This is a genomic window from Streptomyces sp. bgisy130, from assembly GCF_057708345.1.
Genome location: NZ_JBYISA010000003.1, coordinates 318,852 through 337,484 on the forward strand (window position 1 = coordinate 318,852; position 18,633 = coordinate 337,484).

Annotated in this window: 14 protein-coding genes and 1 riboswitch; of the genes, 9 read left to right on the forward strand and 5 right to left on the reverse strand. The window is 69.1% G+C overall.

Annotated elements, in window-relative coordinates; translation table 11 throughout:
• Positions 1-137: 137 nt before the first annotated feature.
• Positions 138-1,313 carry an RICIN domain-containing protein gene (locus tag AC3EUV_RS06635; protein WP_432141501.1) on the reverse strand — a complete coding sequence of 392 codons (1,176 nt, stop codon included), beginning with the start codon at positions 1,311-1,313 and terminating at the stop codon, positions 138-140.
• Between the two features lie 264 nt (positions 1,314-1,577).
• Positions 1,578-2,117: a GNAT family N-acetyltransferase gene (locus tag AC3EUV_RS06640; RefSeq protein WP_435602382.1), complete on the reverse strand. Its 540-nt coding sequence runs from the start codon at positions 2,115-2,117 to the stop codon at positions 1,578-1,580.
• 633 nt (positions 2,118-2,750) lie between these two features.
• On the opposite strand from AC3EUV_RS06640, the gene AC3EUV_RS06645 reads away from it, so the two are divergent.
• From AC3EUV_RS06645 to AC3EUV_RS06675, 7 genes are all read left to right on the forward strand, one after another.
• Entirely contained in the window at positions 2,751-8,348 is a 5,598-nt protein-coding gene (locus AC3EUV_RS06645; protein WP_435602383.1) for an Ig-like domain repeat protein, read from the forward strand.
• A gap of 228 nt (positions 8,349-8,576) precedes the next feature.
• The gene (locus tag AC3EUV_RS06650) at positions 8,577-8,984 is read left to right on the forward strand and encodes a hypothetical protein (protein ID WP_432141504.1); all 408 of its coding nucleotides are present in this window, start codon (positions 8,577-8,579) and stop codon (positions 8,982-8,984) included.
• Between the two features lie 15 nt (positions 8,985-8,999).
• Positions 9,000-10,193: a glutathionylspermidine synthase family protein gene (locus AC3EUV_RS06655; RefSeq protein WP_432141505.1), complete on the forward strand. Its 1,194-nt coding sequence runs from the start codon at positions 9,000-9,002 to the stop codon at positions 10,191-10,193.
• A gap of 144 nt (positions 10,194-10,337) precedes the next feature.
• Positions 10,338-10,565 carry a hypothetical protein gene (locus tag AC3EUV_RS06660; protein ID WP_432141506.1) on the forward strand — a complete coding sequence of 76 codons (228 nt, stop codon included), beginning with the start codon at positions 10,338-10,340 and terminating at the stop codon, positions 10,563-10,565.
• Positions 10,543-11,070, forward strand: coding sequence for a DUF6879 family protein (locus AC3EUV_RS06665; RefSeq protein WP_432141507.1), 528 nt, complete (start codon positions 10,543-10,545; stop codon positions 11,068-11,070). The genes AC3EUV_RS06660 and AC3EUV_RS06665 overlap by 23 nt, the downstream gene beginning before the upstream one ends.
• Positions 11,071-11,094: 24 nt before the next feature.
• A complete protein-coding gene (locus AC3EUV_RS06670) occupies positions 11,095-11,949 on the forward strand; it encodes a helix-turn-helix domain-containing protein (protein WP_432141508.1) in 855 nt (284 codons plus the stop codon).
• A 269-nt stretch (positions 11,950-12,218) separates the two neighbouring features.
• The gene (locus AC3EUV_RS06675) at positions 12,219-12,395 is read left to right on the forward strand and encodes a hypothetical protein (protein WP_386442063.1); all 177 of its coding nucleotides are present in this window, start codon (positions 12,219-12,221) and stop codon (positions 12,393-12,395) included.
• A gap of 79 nt (positions 12,396-12,474) precedes the next feature.
• Here AC3EUV_RS06675 and AC3EUV_RS06680 read toward each other — a convergent pair whose 3' ends face one another.
• Complete coding sequence (locus tag AC3EUV_RS06680; RefSeq protein WP_435602384.1) at positions 12,475-12,789, reverse strand: hypothetical protein; 315 nt, start codon at positions 12,787-12,789, stop codon at positions 12,475-12,477.
• Between the two features lie 190 nt (positions 12,790-12,979).
• Between AC3EUV_RS06680 and AC3EUV_RS06685 the strand changes: the two genes are divergently transcribed.
• Positions 12,980-14,320, forward strand: coding sequence for an NsdA family TPR-like regulatory protein (locus AC3EUV_RS06685; protein WP_432141510.1), 1,341 nt, complete (start codon positions 12,980-12,982; stop codon positions 14,318-14,320).
• A gap of 19 nt (positions 14,321-14,339) precedes the next feature.
• Here AC3EUV_RS06685 and rocD read toward each other — a convergent pair whose 3' ends face one another.
• Positions 14,340-15,545, reverse strand: coding sequence for an ornithine--oxo-acid transaminase (gene rocD, locus AC3EUV_RS06690; RefSeq protein ID WP_432141511.1), 1,206 nt, complete (start codon positions 15,543-15,545; stop codon positions 14,340-14,342).
• 129 nt (positions 15,546-15,674) lie between these two features.
• Positions 15,675-15,766: riboswitch (ZMP/ZTP riboswitch) on the forward strand.
• Positions 15,767-15,823: 57 nt separating this feature from the next.
• Between rocD and AC3EUV_RS06695 the strand changes: the two genes are divergently transcribed.
• Entirely contained in the window at positions 15,824-17,095 is a 1,272-nt protein-coding gene (locus AC3EUV_RS06695; RefSeq protein WP_432141596.1) for a serine hydroxymethyltransferase, read from the forward strand.
• Between the two features lie 43 nt (positions 17,096-17,138).
• Here the strand turns inward: AC3EUV_RS06695 and AC3EUV_RS06700 are convergent, their stop codons facing one another.
• Positions 17,139-18,500, reverse strand: coding sequence for a cytochrome P450 family protein (locus AC3EUV_RS06700; protein WP_435602385.1), 1,362 nt, complete (start codon positions 18,498-18,500; stop codon positions 17,139-17,141).
• Between the last annotated feature and the right edge of the window lie 133 nt (positions 18,501-18,633).

The window sequence follows — 18,633 nt, forward strand, 5'->3', positions numbered from 1 at the left end:
CCCGCTGCCAGGACGGGGTCACTCCCGGACCTGCGCGGATGCGGCCACCGCCCCTGTCGTCGCCGGGAGTTCCTGGTCGGAACCCGACGATGACTGAGCGGTGGCCGCGTTGTGTCACGCTGACCAGGGCGCTTCGATTACGTTGCCGAGGGGCAGTCGGTCGGAGCGGTATCGGAGTAGTTGGGCTTGGTTACGGACTGCATACCGTCCGTGCCGTCGACAGCGGGAATCTCCACGGTTGCGGTGTACTTCCACTCTGTGGGTGTGCCCTTGTCAAACGTCCACTCGCCCGTCACTTTCTTGCCCAGCTGACCTACTGTCACCCATCCGTATTGCCCCGGGGGTACGCTCAGCGTCGTTGCATTGGTTGTGGCTTCTTGTGTCGTGTCGGTATGGGTGTAAGTCGTTGTCAACGACGCGCTAAGGGTGACCTCCCCCTGCACCAAGCCGAAGAGGCTGGTCCCCCACTTAACGCTGGCTCCCAGCATAAATGAGAACCCCGCAGCGTTCGAATATCCCGTTGTCACCTGTCTGCTGTAGCTAGTAGTCAGGTCGTCCGTGCCAGCCGTGTTGTCCCAGACCGTACTTACACACTGCTCTGCGCCAACCACTGCGGTTTCGCTGCTGAGCGCCGTCCAGGAGCACTTTCCGTTGGTGGGATCTTGACAGTCTGTCGCCGCTGCATGCTGTACTGCCAACCTTTGGAAATTGTTTCCGGGATTGGCAGAGTTCTCTAGGATTCCATCCGGCGGGGCGGGCGAGAATTGCGCGTTACTTGAACCATCGCAGTCCCACTCTCCGACCCAGGCGCCGTCGTAATTGCTGCCGTTCAGCAGGTTCATGCACTTGCCGGATTCCTTGTTCCGGATATAGAAGTTGTTGTACGTTCCGTCCACCAACTCCAAGTACCACTTCTGGGAGCTGTTACTGGTGCAGGTGTACTGGGTGAGGCGGTGTTCTTTGTTGTCGGGTTTGTCGACGCACTTTCCGGTAGAGTTGTTTTCGATCGTGAACGTTGAGTCACTTGAGTCAACGTTGAACTTCCAGTGCCGACTCGGTGAGTCCCCATTCGCGCCCGAATTGGTGACGATCGTAGCGCCGTCATCGTATGAGCCGTTTTCCACGTCGACGAGCCTGCCAGTCACCGTGGAGGGGAGGAGCAAGTCCTGGAAGTCGTCAGAGCCAACCGCATAAGACGTGCCGGTGGCGAGCGGAGACATGACGACTCCCAGGGCGATGCAGCAGAGCGCCAATATGGTGGCGATTGGACGCGTCACCGGGCAGCCGCGTCTGTGGAATGTGTTGAGGGTCATGGACTTCCCTTCCTCTCAACTGGGGGGGGCATACCAGCGGGAAGCCGTTGCCAGGCGACGAGTGTCACCCGTCGAGAAGCAACCCGCTTGCAGGCTCAAATTGTATTGTTCAGTGCCGAACAGACAATCCGTCATGTTGAGGAGGGGGTGGCCATAATTTGGTAGAACAGGAGGTGGGTTAGTTAATGTTGGGCGGCGGATAGGGTGCCGGCCGAAGAACTTCAGAAACCAATTCGGCTCAGGCGCTCTCTTCCCCCCTCCGCACTACAACTCCCGCACGAACGACACCCGGTCCAGCCCCGGCCCGTCGTAGTCGCCGTGCACCGGGACGCCGTCGTCGGCGATCCGGTCGCCCGGCTCCAGCTGGAACCCCATACGGGTGTGGTACGCGATGGAGTTGCGGTTGTTGGGGCTGGTGATGCAGCGGACCTGGCTGCGGCCGGCCGTGCGGGCCGTAGTGAAGAAGCGGTCGTAGAGGGTGCTGCCCAGGCCCTCCCGCCGGCCCTCCGGGCACACGCCCGCGAAGTGGATATACGCGGTCCTGGGGTCCGTCTGGGACAGGAAGCCGATCAGAAAGGCGTGCAGGGTCCGGTCGGGCCGCTCGACCAGGAAGCTGGTGTCGGCGAAGTGCTGAAGCCAGAGGCGCGGTACCAGCAGCCGGCGTTGCAGCGCGCCCGCTTCGCCGCCCAGGCCGTCCCACCAATCGGTGAGCGCCTGCTGAAGCCGCGCGTGATCCGCGGGAACCGGGCGGCGCAACGTCAGCCGTCCGGGCAGCTGTTCCGGCACTCGGGCGTGCTCGGTCATGGTGTGGCTCCTCCGTTCTCCGGGGCGAACGGGATCTTGCCCCGATTCATTGGCCAGCGTAGAGGGAGGCCGCTCCGGGCGACTGGCGAAAAGTCGCCCTCTTGCCCGGCCAACGCCCTTGCGTAGAGGGCTGGTTGAGGCGACAAAGGGGGAAGCCGCCGCCCCCTCGCCTGACCCCGTGGATGCATTGCGCTGGCAAATCGAGCGAATGGTCGGCAGCCCCCCACCCGCGTGCGCCTTGCCACCAACTGCGCCGTTGTGCAACGTCGTTGAGGGTGGTGTCGGCGCCGCTCCCGGCGACGTCCCGTACTGACCTCGGGTCACCAGTGCTGACCCCTGTCACATCTACGCCCGGTGGCGCGCGCCCCGCTGCCTCCTGGGCGCCACTTCGCGCTGCGCCATTCAGGGTAAATGGGTGTGACGGCTATGGCGCGGCGGCGTGATCGGCGCGCCTACTGATGCTATCGACCGGCGGGTTGCCCACCTGGCGGATGGCGTCGGTATGCAGGTGCGAATTGCCGTCGCTGTCATTACCGATCCTGGTCCCCAGGTTGATGCCCACTTCCCGCAGAACCACAAGCTCCGCGGGGAGCTGAACGGCCCGCCTACATCCATCAACCGGAGGGCCATAGCATGGCACCCACCTTCACTTTGGCGTCCGCAGCGCCAAATCCGGCTGTCTTCGGACAGCCGGTGACGCTGACCGCCACCGTCATCCCGCTGGGCCTGGGGACACCCACCGGCACCGTGACCTTTGTCGTCGCCGGCGGACCCACCCTGACCGCACCGCTCGTCGGTGGCACCGCGACCGTCACCACGACCGGTATCCCCATCGGTTTTCATACCTTCACTGCGAACTACAACGGCAGCCCCCAATTCTCGCCGTCCAGCGGCTCCGGGTCCGTGACGATCAACAAGGCGTCGACCTCCACCGTCGTGGTCTCGTCGCCGGACCCGTCGAACTCCGGACAGCCGGTCTCCATCACCGCCACCGTCGCGCCGGTTTCGCCGGGTTCGGGCACCCCGACCGGCACGGTCACCTTCGTCATCGCCGGTGGCGGGGGCGGCACGCTGACCGCCCCGCTCGTCGGCGGTACGGCGACCGTCACCACCAGCAGTCTCACCCCGGGCACCCATCTCATCACCGCGACCTACGGCGGCAATGCGCAATTCAACGCGTCGTCCGGGACCGATACACAGACGGTGCAGCAGGTTTTGACGCCGACGACTACCACGGTCACCTCGTCCCCCGACCCGTCGGTCTTCGGGCAGCCGGTGACCTTCACGGCCACCGTCGCACCCGTCCCGCCCGGCTCGGGTACCCCGACCGGCACGGTCACCTTCGTCATCAGCGGTACCGGGGGCGGCACGCTGACCGCCCCGCTCGTCGGTGGCACGGCGACCGTCACCACCGGCAGCCTCGGGGTGGGACCCCACACCGTGACCGCGACCTACAGCGGCAGCGGCAGCTTTGCGTCGTCGAGCGGTACCGACACCCAGACGGTCAACAAGGCGTCGACGACCACCACGGTCACCTCGGCGCCGGATCCGTCGGCGGTCGGCCAGTCGGTGACGTTCACGGCCACGGTCGCCCCGGTGGTGCCGGGCGCGGGTACCCCGACCGGGACGGTCACTTTCGTTATCTCCGGTGGTCCGACGTTGACCGGCACCCTCTCCGGGGGTACGGCGACCGTCAGTACCAGTGCTCTTTCCGCCGGTACGCATACGGTCACCGCGACCTATAGCGGTGATGCCAACTTCACCTCCTCCGTGGGTACGGACACCCAGACGGTGGGCCAGTCGGCGACGACCACCACGGTGACGTCCTCGCCGGACCCGTCGGTGGTGGGTCAGTCGGTGACCTTCACCGCCACGGTCGCCCCGGTGCCGCCGGGCGCAGGTACCCCGACCGGGACGGTCACCTTCGTCATCTCCGGTGGCCCGACGCTGACCGGCACCCTCTCCGGGGGCGTTGCGAGCGTCAGCACGAGTGCCCTTTCCGCCGGTACGCATACGGTCACCGCGACCTACAGCGGTGACGCCAACTTCACCTCGTCGGTCGGTACGGACACCCAGACGGTGAACCAGGCAGCGACGACCACTACGGTCACGTCGTCGCCGGACCCGTCGGTGGTGGGTCAGTCGGTGACCTTCACCGCCACGGTCGCGCCGGTGGCGCCGGGCGCGGGGACGCCGACCGGGACGGTCACTTTCGTTATCTCCGGTGGCCCGACCTTGACCGGCACCCTCTCCGGCGGGGTCGCGACCGTCACGACCAGCGCGCTGAGCGTCGGCACGCACACGGTCACCGCGACCTACAGCGGCGACGCCAACTTCACCTCGTCGGTCGGTACGGACACCCAGACCGTCAACCAGGCGGCGAGCACCACTACGGTCACCTCGTTCCCCGACCCCTCCGTGGTGGGCCAGACGGTCAACTTCACGGCCTTTGTGGGGCCAGTGTTCCCCGGCAGCGGCATTCCGACCGGAACCGTCAGCTTCGTCATCACCAACGGGGTCACCACGGTGTCCCTCAGCGGCACCCTCGACGGCGCCGGCGTCGCGACCGTCAGCACCAACGGGCTGGTGACCGCGGGCACTTACACCGTCACCGCGACCTACGGCGGAGACGCGAACTACACCGGCTCCAGTGACACCGACACCCAGACCGTGCTCCCGGCGCTGACGACCACCACGGTCGTCTCGTCGCCGGACCCGTCCGTGGTGGGGCAGACGGTGACCTTCACGGCCACCGTGGCTCCGGTCGCGCCGGGCGCGGGTACGCCGACCGGCACGGTCACTTTCGTCATCTCCGGTGGTCCGACCTTGACGGGCACCCTCTCCGGTGGGGTCGCGACCGTCTCGACCAGTGCGCTGGGCGCCGGCACCTACACGGTCACCGCGACCTACAGCGGTGACGCGAACTTCACCGCCTCGTCCGGTACGGACACCCAGACGGTGAACCAGGCGGCGACGACCACGACGGTCACCTCGTCCCCCGACCCGTCGGTGTTCGGTGAGCCGGTGACCTTCACGGCGACCGTCGCTCCGGTGGCGCCGGGCGCGGGGACGCCGACCGGGACGGTCACCTTCGTTATCTCCGGTGGTCCGACCTTGACCGGCACCCTCTCCGGCGGGGTCGCGACCGTCACGACCAGCGCGCTGAGCGTCGGCACGCACACGGTCACCGCGACCTACAGCGGCGACGCGAACTTCACCTCGTCGGTCGGTACGGACACCCAGACCGTCAACCAGGCGGCGACCACCACTACGGTCACCTCGGCCCCCGACCCGTCCGTGGTGGGGCAGCCGGTGACCTTCACGGCCACCGTCGCGCCGGTCGCGCCGGGCACGGGTACGCCCACGGGCACGGTCACGTTCGTGGCGACGGACGGCGTGACCACGGTGACCCTGACCGGCACCCTCAGCGGCGGCACGACCAGCGTGACCACCAGCGGTCTGGTGACCGCGGGCGCGTACACCGTGACCGCGACCTACAGCGGTGACGCGAACTTCGCCGGCTCGGTCGGTACGGACACCCAGACCGTGGGCCAGGCGGCGACGACCACGACGGTCACCTCGTCCCCCGACCCGTCGGTCTTCGGCGAGACGGTGACCTTTACGGCGACCGTCGCACCGGTCGCGCCCGGCGCGGGCACCCCGACCGGGACGGTCACCTTCGTCGTCACCGGCGGTCCGACCCTGACCGGCACGCTGTCCGGCGGGACGGCGACCGTCTCGACGAACGCGCTGACCGTCGGCACCCACACCGTCACGGCGACCTACAGCGGCGACGCCAACTTCACCGGGTCCAGCGGCACGGACACACAGACGGTGACCCTCGCGTTGACGACCACTACGGTCACCTCGTCGCCGGACCCGTCCGTGGTGGGCGAGCCGGTGACCTTCACGGCCACTGTCACGCCGGTCGCGCCGGGTGCGGGTACTCCGTCGGGCACGGTCACCTTCGTGGCGACCGACGGTGTGACCACGGTGGCACTGACCGGCACCCTCAGTGGCGGTACGACCAGCGTGACCACCAGCGGTCTGGTGACCGCGGGCGTATACGCCGTGACCGCGACCTACAGCGGTGACGGAAGCTTCATCGGTTCGGTCGGAACGGACACCCAGACCGTCGGCCAGGCATCGACGACGACGACGGTCTCCACCACGCCGGACCCGTCGGTCGTGGGGGAGACGGTGACCTTCACGGCGACGGTCGCGCCGGTCGCGCCGGGTGCGGGTACGCCCACGGGCACGGTGACGTTCGTGGCGACGGACGGTGTGACCACGGTGGCGCTGACCGGCTCGCTCAGTGGCGGTACGACCAGCGTCAGCACCAACGGGCTGGTGACCGCGGGCGCGTACACCGTCACGGCGACCTACAGCGGTGACGCCAACTTCACCTCCTCGTCCGGCACGGACACCCAGACCGTCAATCAGGCGTCGACGACCACGACGGTCACCTCGTCCCCCGACCCGTCGGTCGTGGGGGAGACGGTGACCTTCACGGCGACCGTCGCGCCGGTCGCGCCGGGTGCGGGTACGCCCACGGGCACGGTGACGTTCGTGGCCACGGATGGCGTGACGACGGTGGCGCTGACCGGCTCGCTCAGTGGCGGTACGACCAGCGTCAGCACCAACGGGCTGGTGACCGCGGGCACTTACACGGTGACGGCGACCTACAGCGGTGACGCCAACTTCAGCGCCTCGTCCGGTACCGACACCCAGACCGTGAACCAGGCGTCGACGACCACGACGGTCACCTCGTCCCCCGACCCGTCGGTGGTCGGAGAGTCGGTGACCTTCACGGCCACGGTGGCCGCGGTGGCGCCCGGCAGCGGCGTCCCGACGGGCACGGTCACGTTCGTGGCCACCGACGGGGTGACGACGGTGACGCTTACCGGCACCCTCAGCGGCGGCAGCACCAGCGTCAGCACCAACGGGCTGGTGACCGCGGGCACTTACACCGTCACCGCGACCTACAGCGGCGACGGAAACTTCACCGGCTCGGCCGGCACCGACACCCAGACCGTGGGCCAGGCGGCGACCACGACCGCGGTCTCCACGGCTCCGGACCCGTCCGGCGTCGGGGGGCCGGTGACCTTCACCGCGACCGTCACGCCGGTCGGGCCGGGTGCGGGTACGCCGACCGGCACGGTGACGTTCGTGGCGACGGACGGTGTGACCACGGTGACGCTGACCGGCACGCTCAGCGGCGGCACGACCAGTGTGACCACCAGCGGTCTGGTGACCGCGGGGGCCTACACGGTCACGGCGACCTACGGCGGTGACGCCAACTTCCTCGGTTCGGTGGGCGCGGACACCCACACCGTGACCCAAGGGGCGACGACCACCACGCTGACGTCGGCGCCGGACCCGTCGGTGTTCGGGGAGACGGTGACCTTCACGGCCGTCGTCGCTCCGGTCGCACCGGCCACCGGTACCCCGACCGGCACGGTGACCTTCGTCGTCACCGGCGGCCCGACGCTGACCGCCACCCTGTCCGGCGGCACGGCGACCGCCACGACCAATGCGGTGGCGGTGGGGACCTCCACGGTCACGGCCACCTACAGCGGTGACACCAACTTCACCGGTTCCGCCGGCACCGACACCCAGACGGTGACGCAGGCGTCGACCACGACCACGGTCGCCTCGTCGCCCGACCCGACGGTGTTCGGGGAGACGGTCACGGTCACCGCCACGGTCGCCCCGGTGGCGCCCGGCTCCGGCACCGTGACCGGAACGGTGACCTTCACCATCGACGGTGCGGGCGGCGGGACACAGACCGCCACCGTCTCCGGGGGCGTGGCCACCATCACCACCAGCACCCTCGAAGCCGGCCCGCACAACGTCTTCGCCCTCTACAGCGGCGACGCCAACTTCACCGGTTCCACCGGTACCGACATCCACACGGTCACCCAGAGCGCGACCACCACGACCGTGACCTCGTTCCCCGACCCGTCCAACGCCGGTGACACGGTGGCGTTCCTGGCCTTCGTACAGGCCGTGGCGCCCGGCAGCGGAACCCCGACCGGCACGGTGACCTTCACCGTCACCGACGGGGTGACCACCGTGACGCTGACCGGCACGCTCGACGGCGACGGGGTCGCCGCCGCCAGCTCGCCGCTGGCCACGGCGGGCACCTACACCGTCACGGGCGTCTACGGGGGTGACACCAACTTCACCGGCTCCTCCGACACCGACACCCAGACCGTCCTCGGCGCCTGACGCGCCGTTCCCTGCCCGCCGCGCCGGGCCGTCCTCCCCGGAGGGCGGCCCGGCGCCCGACTGTCCCCCCGCCCCTTTTCCCTGTCCCCCCGCCCGCTTCGTCCGGGACCGTCGTGGATGCCCGGGGCCTCGTCGCGGCGCGGGCCGCACCGCGTTGTCCTCGGCCCGCGGGCGCCGTCTACGCTGTCCGTGCTCAGACAAATGTTCCACGGGGGAAAGGCGAAAATCATGGCCGAGAAGGCACGCCGGAGGCTGCGGTCCAGCACGGTGATCCTGGGAGGCATGGGCGCGCTCGCCGCCGCCCTGACGTCCTGCGGCTCCGAGCCCGACAAGCGCTGCGTCGACCGCAACAGCTACGACACGCTCAAGGGCTACCGCGTCGTCGACTCCAAGAACTGCTCGGCGGGCGGCAGTTCGTCGTCCGGGAGCAGTGGCTCCAGCAGCGGCGGATACGGCAGCGCCGGCCGCGGCAAGCAGCGCGTCGACGGCCAGTGGTACTACGACCCGAGCAACAAGGGCGGCTCGTACGCCGACAGCGGCACGTTCAGCAAGAGCACGGCCGTCAACCGCGGCGGTTTCGGCTGCTCGGGCTCGCACGGCAGCGGCGGCGGCCGGCACGGCTCCTTCGGCGGCTGAGCGGACGCGGCCGGCATGCAACGCCACACCATCGACCCGCGCCCCGGCTGGCAGCAGACCGTCGAGGCGCAGGGCCTGATCTACCCGCTGACCCGCTACCCGGACGACTCGCTGCGCCCCTACTGGGACGAGAGCGCGTACTACTCCTTCACCCTCCCCGAGGTCGAGGCCCTGGAGGAGGTCGTCGAGGAGCTGCACGGCATGTGCCTGGCCGCGGCCGCGCACATCGTCGACCGGGACCGCTTCGCCGACCTCGGCATCGAGGACCCGCGCCTGGCCGGGCTGATCGCCGAATCCTGGCGCCGCCGCGACGAACTCCCCTCTCTCTATGGGCGGTTCGACCTGCACTACGACGGCAGTGGCCCGGCCAAGATGCTGGAGTACAACGCCGACACCCCGACCTCGCTGGTCGAGGCCGCCAGCCCGCAGTGGTTCTGGATGGAGGAGCGTTTCCCCGGCGCCGACCAGTGGAACTCCCTCCACGAGCGGCTGGTGGCGGCCTGGAAGCGACAGGCCCCGCTGCTGCCGCCCGGCGCACCGCTGCACTTCGCGCACTCGGCGGGCGACGAGCTCGGCGAGGACCTGATGACCGTCGCCTACCTGGAGGAGACGGCCCAGCAGGCGGGCCTGGAGACCGTCGCCATCTCGATGGAGGACATCGGCTGGGACCGACTCTCGGACCGCTTCGTCGACCAGCGGCTGCGCTTCATACGAGCCTGCTTCAAGCTCTACCCGTGGGAGTGGCTGGCCACCGACGACTTCGGCCCGCACGTCCTGGACACCCTCGACAACGGCGGCGGCACCGGCTCCACCCTCTGGATCGAACCCGCCTGGAAGATGCTGCTCTCCAACAAGGCGCTGCTGGCGATCCTCTGGGAGCTCTACCCCGGCCACCCGAACCTGCTGCCCGCCTACCTCGACGGCCCGCGCGAGCTGGCACACACCCGCGGCTACGTGGCCAAGCCGCTGCTCGGCCGCGAGGGCGCCGGGGTCACGCTGCACGAGCCGGGCACCGACCCGGCCCCGCGGGACCCCGACGACCCCTGCTGCTACCAGGAACTGGCCCCACTGCCGGACTTCGACGGCAACCGCGTCGTCCTCGGCGCCTGGGTCGTCGAGAACGAGGCGGCCGGCCTCGGCATCCGGGAGTCGGCGGGCCCGGTCACCGATGAGTATGCGCGGTTCTTGCCGCATGTGATCCGCAGCTAGGCACGCCACCGTGCGTGGCCGGGTGCCGCGTCAGATCACCGGAACCTTAAACCCGTGCAAGTTCATGCAAGTTCAGTGCGCAGCAGGGTTACTTAAGCGCAAGCTCATGGATAGAGATCGTCTTCAACGAGTGCGGAGGGCATCATGGCTTTGCACATGCTCGGCAAGGACCCGAACTCCCCCGAGGGTAAGTCCGCCACCGTCTATTACGACGATGTGACGGACAAGTACCTGGTCCAGGGCTTGAAGGTGCTGGATGACGAACGACTCGCCCAGTTGGATCTCCCGGACCATGAGACGGTCGTAGAGATCCCCAAGTACATGACACAGTTCTTTCCGGAGGTACGCGGTGGCGGCCGAGCTGACGTTTAGCGAGCTGTTCAAGCAGGCCAAGCGTTCAGCCGTTCACCTGGAGATGAGGGACGGGTACATGCGATCCGACCCGCGATTCGTCTCTTGGCGGCAGGATCCGCAAAGCGTCCCTGCCGAGAGCGACCCGGCCTCGCGCCCCTGGCTCGCCCTGATGCAGGAGATCACCACGCGCGGTGTGAAAGTCCGTCGTGCCCGGATCTTCTCCGAGCCCATGAGTGACTACCTCCGCTTTGAGCACCACCTCACGCCCAGCAACGTGGAGGCCGGCGAGCAGGTGCGCTGGCTGCCACGTCGCAAGGCGTCGGACCTGGCGCTCCCAGGCAATGACTTCTGGCTGTTCGATGACAGCCTGGTCGTGTTCCTGCACTTCACCGGGGATGGCGAGCTGTCACCCGAGGGAGACGAGGAGCGGACGACGGAACCAGCCATCGTGCAGCTCTGCTCAACGTCTTTCGAGGCCGTCTGGGAACGCGCAGTCCCGCACGAGGTTTACCAGCCGGTCTGATCCACGAACAGGGCTGAACTCTCCGTGTCCCCGTCGTCGCCGTCGTCCAGCATCCAGCAGGCCAGGGAAGCGCTGGGGAAGCGCCTCCGCGAGATTCGCAAGGACTCCGGTCTGACCGCCCGCGCTGTGGCGGCGGCGGCAGGGTGGCATGAGTCCAAGAGTTCCCGGCTGGAAAACGGCCGAACTCCTCCCTCCGATGAGGACATTCGTACCTGGACCCGGATCTGTGACGCCGAGGGCCAAGCCGCCGACCTCATCGCGACCGCCCGCGGCATTGACGGCATGTACGTGGAGTGGCGGCGTCTGGAAAGCGCCGGCCTGAAGCGTGCCCAGGAGTCTGTGCTGCCGCTCTTCGAGCGAACCCATTGGTTCCGCTTCTATCAGTCGTGGGTCATCCCAGGACTGCTCCAGACCCAGGACTACACACGCGCCGTCCTCAACACGGTTGCCTCCGTCAGGGACACTCCTGGCGACACTGATGAGGCTGTCGCGGCGCGGATGGAGCGCCAACGCGTCCTGTACACGGGAGGACGCCGGTTCGCCTTCCTGATGGAGGAATGGGTTCTTCGCACGGTCATCGGAGATTCCGCCACGATGCTGAGCCAATTGAGCCACCTGATCGGAATGACGGCCGCACCCTCCTTGAGCCTTGGCGTGATCCCCATGGGGGTCGTGCGCGGCAATGCGTGGCCGTGCGAGTCCTTCTCTCTGTACGACGAGAAGCAAGTCGCCTGTGAGTTGGTGTCCGCCAGTCTCACCGTGAAGCAGCCAAGTGAAATCGCCGAGTACGCCAAGACGTTCACCGAACTCGCAGGCATCGCTGTCTACGGGGCGGCAGCCAGGAAGCTCATTACTTCGGCAATCGACGCGCTCGGGTGACGGCGCGCAAGTTCGCAGAAGTTCATTGAGCTGAGTCTTTCGCTCTCCATACGGTCGGGAAGACAAGCCGTTCACCCCGCCGGCCTGTGGGCCTGCCACATCTGCCCGGCGGCAGTCGGAGCCCGAAGACTCCCGCCCCGGCGGCGGAAACCTGGACAGTCGAGCAGCCGGGGCGGGTGACCAACCGCAAAGGAAACCCCTTTGCGGCCCATGGGCCATGCCCTCGACCGTACGGCGGCATGGCTCCTCGCGAAAGAGGAGGTTGGTGAATGAGCGTTCTGAGCGTCGATACCTACGAGACGCGCAGGCCCGACGCCGAAGGCTGGCGCGGTGTCCCCTTCCGCCACGAGGCGGAGATGGAGGAGGACGGTGGTAAACACGATGGCGGCCCCATGCCCCCGGAGGCTCCGCGTGAGCCGTCGCCACAGGGCGGGGACGGCAAGTAACCCACGCTGGTAAAGGCGGAAGCGCCCCTGCTCCGGCACATGGCCGGAGCAGGGGCGCGGTGCGTTCAGCCACGAACTTCTACGTACGGACCGACGCCGCCCCGAGAGCGGTCAGGCGCCCGCCCCGGCTCTTGGCCACCCGGCGGACATCGGCGAGGGTCGCGGTCAATTCGACGGCCAGCAGGTGCAGTTCGCCGGGCGTCCAGGCCCGTGCGGCAAGCACTTGGCGGGCCTCGTCGATGAGGTCGTCGGCCGAACTGAGCTGTTCCTCCTCCATCTGGTCGGCGATGCGGGAGACATATCCGGTCCCGTCGCCTGCCAGGAAGCACGGTTTGCCGTCGGGGCTGGTCCACGGCAGCAGCCGGACGAAGACCCGCGCGGTAGCGTTGGACATGTCGTCAACTCCCTTGTAGTTGAGGGCCACGCCCCCGGGCCGTCCACCACGGTCGCGGGGGTCCTCCTGTCTTGCGAGGAGGGCCTTCCTCGCTCTAGGCAACCGCTCCACTACGCCCAGCGGTACGGTGGCAGTGGAAGCGGCTTTTAAGAGCTTTAAGTGCTCGTGCACACCGGGGAGTTGAGGGCTAGTGGGCACTCGGGAACCGAACCGGCACCTTGAACGGCTTTACCGGCAGACCGGCTGGACGCTGCGGCAGTTCGTCCAGGCCGTGAACCGCATCGGCACCGAGCGGGGAACCCCGCTCAAGTACCGCGAGCCGTCGGCCCATCAGTGGCGCCAGGGGCACCTGCCGAAGGAGCAGGTCAGACCACTGATCGTGGAGGCCCTGGCGCGTAAGCTGGGACGTCCCGTCACACATGCCGAGGTGGGATTCCCGTCCCCTGCCAGTAGCCCGGACGCCCCTCCGAGCGCGGTGGAGGGGCTGATCGATCTCGGCAGGGGAGATATGGATCCCTCACGCCGCAGCGTTCTCGGTATAGGGCTCTTTTCCGTTGCGCTGACGGTGCCGAATTGGCCGGATGTGGTGGGGCGGATGGAAGCCGTGCAAGCCGGCCTCACTCCGCGCATCGGCATGCCGGAAGTTGACACGGTTATCGCCATGACCGAGCGGATCTCGGAACTCGACGACCAATTCGGTGGACGCCATGCCCGCCCCATGGCTGCGGCATTTCTCGTCAACACGGTGGCTCCGTATCTACGGGCCGATGCGCCGGAACCGGTACGCAAGGCAATGCTGTCGGCAGCCTCCGACCTGTGCTATCTCACCGGATACATGGCGGTGGACGAGGGGGTGGAGGGGCTGGGGCAGAAGTACTACCTGAAGGCGCTGGAACTGGCCGGCGCTTCGGAGGACCACCTCACGTACTGCACGACGCTGCGGGGTATGAGTGTGCAGGCAGTTGACCTGGGGCACGGTCGTGAAGCCATGCGGCTGGCCGACGCCGCTGCCGCAGCCTCTCCGCAAGCGGGCCCGCGTATGCTCGCCTTCCTCGCGGGCCAGCAGGCGCACGCCGCTGCGCAAACAGGAGACCGCCAAAAGGCCCTGGCGCATCTCAAAGAGGCCGAAATTTCCATGGAAAAGGCGGAGGCGCGGGCGAAAGCCTTCGGGTCCTATGACCCTTCATCTCTGCACTACCACATCAGCCATGTTCGCCATGAGCTCGGAGACCTTCCCGGAGCCGTGACGGCGATGCGGGAATCGGACAGGTTGTGCTACGACATCTACCGCCGGTCCCGGGTGAAGGAACGGGCCACACTCGCCGAGTTCCAGCTTGAGGTGGGGCACCTGGAAGCGGCCTGTGCGACATGGAATACAGCGCTGGACGAATATCCCCTGGTGCAAAGCGGGAGGGTCGACCGGCGCATGGGGAAGATGTTCAAACTCATCCGCCCCCACCTAAAAAACCACGCCGCCCGGGAACTCGACGAACGCGCCCGGCTCGTCACCCCGGCCTCACTCTCTGCCTGAGGGCTGTCCCGGCCCCGTCTCACCCCTCCAGCACGCCCCGCAGTTGGTCGAGCCCCCAGTCCAGGTCTTCCTTGCTGATGACCAGTGGGGGCGCGATCCGGATCGTCGAGCCATGGGTGTCCTTGACCAGCACCCCGCGGGCCATCAGCTGTTCGGAGATCTCCCGCCCGGTGCCGCGCGACGGGTTGATGTCCACCCCGGCCCACAGCCCGCGGCCGCGTACCGCGTCCACCGCGCCGCCGGCCAGCAGCTGCCCCAGCTCGCTGTGCAGATGTTCGCCCAGCTCCAGGGCCTGCTGCTGGAATTCGCCGGTCCGCAGCATGGCGATGACCTCCAGGGCCACGGCACAGGCGAGCGGATTGCCGCCGAAGGTGGAGCCGTGCTCGCCGGGGGCGAAGACGCCCAGCACCTCGCGGGAGGAGACCACCGCCGAGACCGGCACCACGCCGCCGCCCAGCGCCTTGCCGAGCACATACATGTCGGGCACCACACCCTCGTGCTCACAGGCGAAGGTCCGGCCGGTGCGGCCCAGACCCGACTGGATCTCGTCGGCGATGAACAGCACGTTCCGGCTGCGGGTCAGCTCCCGTACGCCCGCCAGGTAGCCCGGCGGCGGCACCAGCACGCCCGCCTCGCCCTGGATCGGCTCCAGCAGCACCGCGACCGTGTCGGCGTCGACGGCGGCCTCCAGCGCGGCGAGGTCGCCGTACGGGACGATCTCGAAGCCGGGGGTGTACGGGCCGAAGTCGGCGCGCGCCTCGGGGTCGGTGGAGAAGGAGACGATGGTGGTCGTCCGGCCGTGGAAGTTGTTGTCCGCGACGATGATCTTCGCCCGGCCGTCCGGGACGCCCTTGACCTTGTAGCCCCACTTTCGGGCCGTCTTCACCGCCGTCTCGACCGCCTCGGCGCCGGTGTTCATCGGCAGCACGAGTTCCATGCCGCACAGCTCGGCCAGCTGTGTGCAGAAGTCCGCGAAACGGTCGTGATGGAAGGCGCGCGAGGTGAGCGTGACCCGTTCCAGCTGTGCCTTGGCCGCGTCGAGCAGCCGGCGGTTGCCGTGCCCGAAGTTCAGTGCGGAGTACCCGGCGAGCAGGTCCAGGTAGCGCCGGCCGTCGACGTCCGTCACCCAGGCGCCCTCGGCGGTGGCCACGACGACGGGCAGCGGGTGGTAGTTGTGCGCGCTGTGCGCTTCGGCGGCCGCGATGCCGCGTTCCGTGGACGTCACCGGTGACTCCGTTCGGTAGACCGTGCGGGGCGCGGACCGTGCCGCGTCCCCTCCATTGTTGCGCTCGCCCGGACCGTCCGGCCTGCGAAGATCCGCCGGACACGGCCGCCCGGGTGTCCTAGACTCTGCGATGCGCACCGCGACTGGCGTACGGGGAAGCAACCTCGAGGAAGCGGTGTGCGGCAACCACCACGAGGTGCCGCCCCGCCTGGGCACCCCGGGACCACGACCGGCAACACCGATCGACCGCCCCGGAGGACGCCATGTCACAGCCCCGCATGTCCCAGTCCCTTTCGCATCCCGCGCTGAGCGCCGCCGACCCCGAACTGGCCGCGCTGGTCGGCGCCGAGGAGCAGCTCCAGGCCGACACGCTGCGGCTGATCCCCAGCGAGAACTACGTTTCCGCCGCCGTCCTGGAAGCCACCGGCACCGTCCTCCAGAACAAGTACAGCGAGGGGTACGCGGGCCGTCGCTACTACGAAGGCCAGCAGAACATCGACCAGGTCGAGACGCTGGCCGTCGAGCGGGCCAAGGCCGTCTTCGGTGTGGAGCACGCCAACGTCCAGCCGTACTCCGGCTCGCCCGCGAACCTCGCCGCCTACCTCGCCTTCGCCGAGCCCGGCGACACCGTGCTGGGCATGGCGCTGCCGATGGGCGGCCACCTCACGCACGGCTGGGGCGTCTCGGCGACCGGTACGTGGTTCCGCGGGGTGCAGTACGGCGTACGCCCGGACACCGCGCTGATCGACTTCGACGAGGTGCGCGAGCTCGCCCGCAAGGAACGCCCGAAGATCATCTTCTGTGGCGGCACCGCCGTCCCCCGCACCATCGACTTCGCCGCCTTCGGCGAGATCGCCCGCGAGGTCGATGCCGTCCTCGTCGCCGATATCGCGCATATCGCCGGTCTGATCGCGGGCGGCGCCCACCCCTCGCCCGTGCCGCACGCGGACGTCATCTCCACCACCACCCACAAGACCCTGCGCGGCCCGCGCGGCGCGATGCTGATGTCCCGGGCGAGCCACGCCAAGGCCGTCGACAAGGCCGTCTTCCCCGGCCTCCAGGGCGGCCCGCACAACCACACCACCGCCGCCATCGCGGTCGCGCTGCGCGAGGCGGCCGCCCCGTCCTTCCGTGACTACGCGCATGCCGTCGTCGCCAATGCCAAGGCCCTCGCCGAGGCGCTGCTGGCCCGCGGCTACGACCTGGTCTCCGGCGGCACCGACAACCACCTGGTGCTGATCGACCTCACCTCGAAGGACGTCCCCGGCAAGGTTGCCGCGAAGGCGCTGGACCGCGCCGGGATCGTCGTCAACTACAACACCGTCCCCTTCGACCCGCGTAAGCCCTTCGACCCCTCCGGCATCCGCATCGGCACCCCGTCCCTCACCTCGCGCGGGCTGGGCACCGACCGGATGCCGCTGGTCGCCGAGTGGATCGACCGCAGCGTCCGGGCCGCGGCGAAGGGCGACGAGCAGGCGCTGACGGTGATCCGTAGTGAGGTCGCGGAACTGATGGCCGCCTACCCGGCGCCGGGCCTGCCGACGGCCTGAACGGGCGGCCCCACGGCGCTCCGCCCGGCTCACCGGCCGGTGATCAGCAGGTGAGCCGGACCGGCAGCACCTGGATGCCGTTGCTGACGGGGCTCGGATGCGCCGGCAGCTCGGCGTCCGGGACGGCGAGGTCCAGCGTGGGATAGCGGGTGAACAGCGCCTGGAGGGCCACGGTCGCCTCCAGCCGGGCCAGCGGCGCGCCCAGGCAGTAGTGCGCGCCGTGGCCGAAGGACAGGTGCCGGGCGGCGGGCCGCCGGGTGACGTCGAACCGGTCCGCGTCGGCCCCGTAGGCGTCCGGATCACGGCCGGCCGCCGAGTAGGAGGCCAGCATCGGGGTGCCGCGCGGGACGAGGATGCCGCCGATCTCCAGGTCCCGCACCGGGTAGCGGAACGGGAAGTGGGCGACGGGGCTGTCGTAACGCAGGGTCTCCTCGACCACGTCGTCCCAGGTGGCCCGCCCGTTCCGCACCAGCTCCAGTTGCCCGCGGTCGGTGCACAGGGCCCGGACCGCGTTGCTGATCAGATTGAGCGTGGTCTCGTGCCCGGCGACGGTCAGCGACAGCAGGGTGCCGACCAGCTCCGGTGCGCTCAGCCGGTCGCCGTCCTCCTCCTGGGCGGCGAGCAGCGCGCTGGTCAGATCGTCCCCGGGGTCCGCCCGCCGGGCCTCGGCGACCTCCGTGAGGAGGGCGGTGATCTCACGGTTGACGGCCAGCACCTCGGCCGCGGTGCCGGCCGTGCTCACGATCACGTTCGACAGCTCGTGCAGCCGGTCGCGCAACGCGGCGTCCACGCCCAGCAGTTCGCAGATCACGCTCATCGGCAGTGGATAGGCGAAGTGCCGGCGCAGATCCACTGTGCCGTCGGCATCCGCGGCCCGCGGCAGCGCGTCGAGCAGCCCGGCCGTCAGCTCCGCGATCCGGGGCCGCAGCGCCGCCACCCGCCGCCCGGTGAACGCCTGGGTCACCAGGCCGCGCAGCCGCCGGTGGTCGGCCCCGTCGGCGGTCGTCATCCCCTCGATGGTGGCGAAGAGGGCCAGCGGCCAGCCGGGCGGCACCGTGCCGTCGTGCAGGGCGGTGAAGTGGCAGGCGTTCTTGGCGATTTCGGGGTGCGCCAGCATCGCGCGCAGCGCCTCGTGGCGGGTGACGGCGACTGCGGGCACCTCCCCGGGCAGCAGCACCGGCACCACCGGCCCGGCCTCCCGCAGCCGTGCGTCGGCCGCGGCCCGGCCGGGGCCGCCGGGGGCGAGCCGGTGGGGCGGCCCGCCGCCGGGGTGCGCGGGGCAGGCGGTGCCAGGGGAGAGGGGCTCGGGCGAGGGGGATAACGGCGCGGGCGCGGGTCGGCGGGCGTCGGCGGTCGGCTGTGCGTCGGTCGGCTGTGCGTCGGTCTCGGGCTGTCCGTCGCTCATCGGCGGTCCTCACAGATCGGTGACGAAGATCCGGGGCGGTGCACGGGTCCACAGGTACGGGCCATGGGTGCGGCCCATAGGCGCGGCCCATGGGTACGGGCACGGTGCCGCGGCCACCACGGCGCTGCCGCCA

Bases quoted from the DNA above. Each gene is read 5' to 3' on its own strand.
- AC3EUV_RS06650 (WP_432141504.1), top strand. From the start codon at position 8,577: ATGGCCGAGAAGGCACGCCGGAGGCTGCGGTCCAGCACGGTGATCCTG.
- AC3EUV_RS06680 (WP_435602384.1), bottom strand. From the start codon at position 12,789: ATGTCCAACGCTACCGCGCGGGTCTTCGTCCGGCTGCTGCCGTGGACC.
- AC3EUV_RS06700 (WP_435602385.1), bottom strand. From the start codon at position 18,500: ATGAGCGACGGACAGCCCGAGACCGACGCACAGCCGACCGACGCACAG.
- AC3EUV_RS06675 (WP_386442063.1), top strand. From the start codon at position 12,219: ATGAGCGTTCTGAGCGTCGATACCTACGAGACGCGCAGGCCCGACGCC.
- AC3EUV_RS06635 (WP_432141501.1), bottom strand. From the start codon at position 1,313: ATGACCCTCAACACATTCCACAGACGCGGCTGCCCGGTGACGCGTCCA.
- AC3EUV_RS06640 (WP_435602382.1), bottom strand. From the start codon at position 2,117: ATGACCGAGCACGCCCGAGTGCCGGAACAGCTGCCCGGACGGCTGACG.
- AC3EUV_RS06655 (WP_432141505.1), top strand. From the start codon at position 9,000: ATGCAACGCCACACCATCGACCCGCGCCCCGGCTGGCAGCAGACCGTC.
- AC3EUV_RS06660 (WP_432141506.1), top strand. From the start codon at position 10,338: ATGGCTTTGCACATGCTCGGCAAGGACCCGAACTCCCCCGAGGGTAAG.
- AC3EUV_RS06645 (WP_435602383.1), top strand. From the start codon at position 2,751: ATGGCACCCACCTTCACTTTGGCGTCCGCAGCGCCAAATCCGGCTGTC.
- AC3EUV_RS06695 (WP_432141596.1), top strand. From the start codon at position 15,824: ATGTCCCAGTCCCTTTCGCATCCCGCGCTGAGCGCCGCCGACCCCGAA.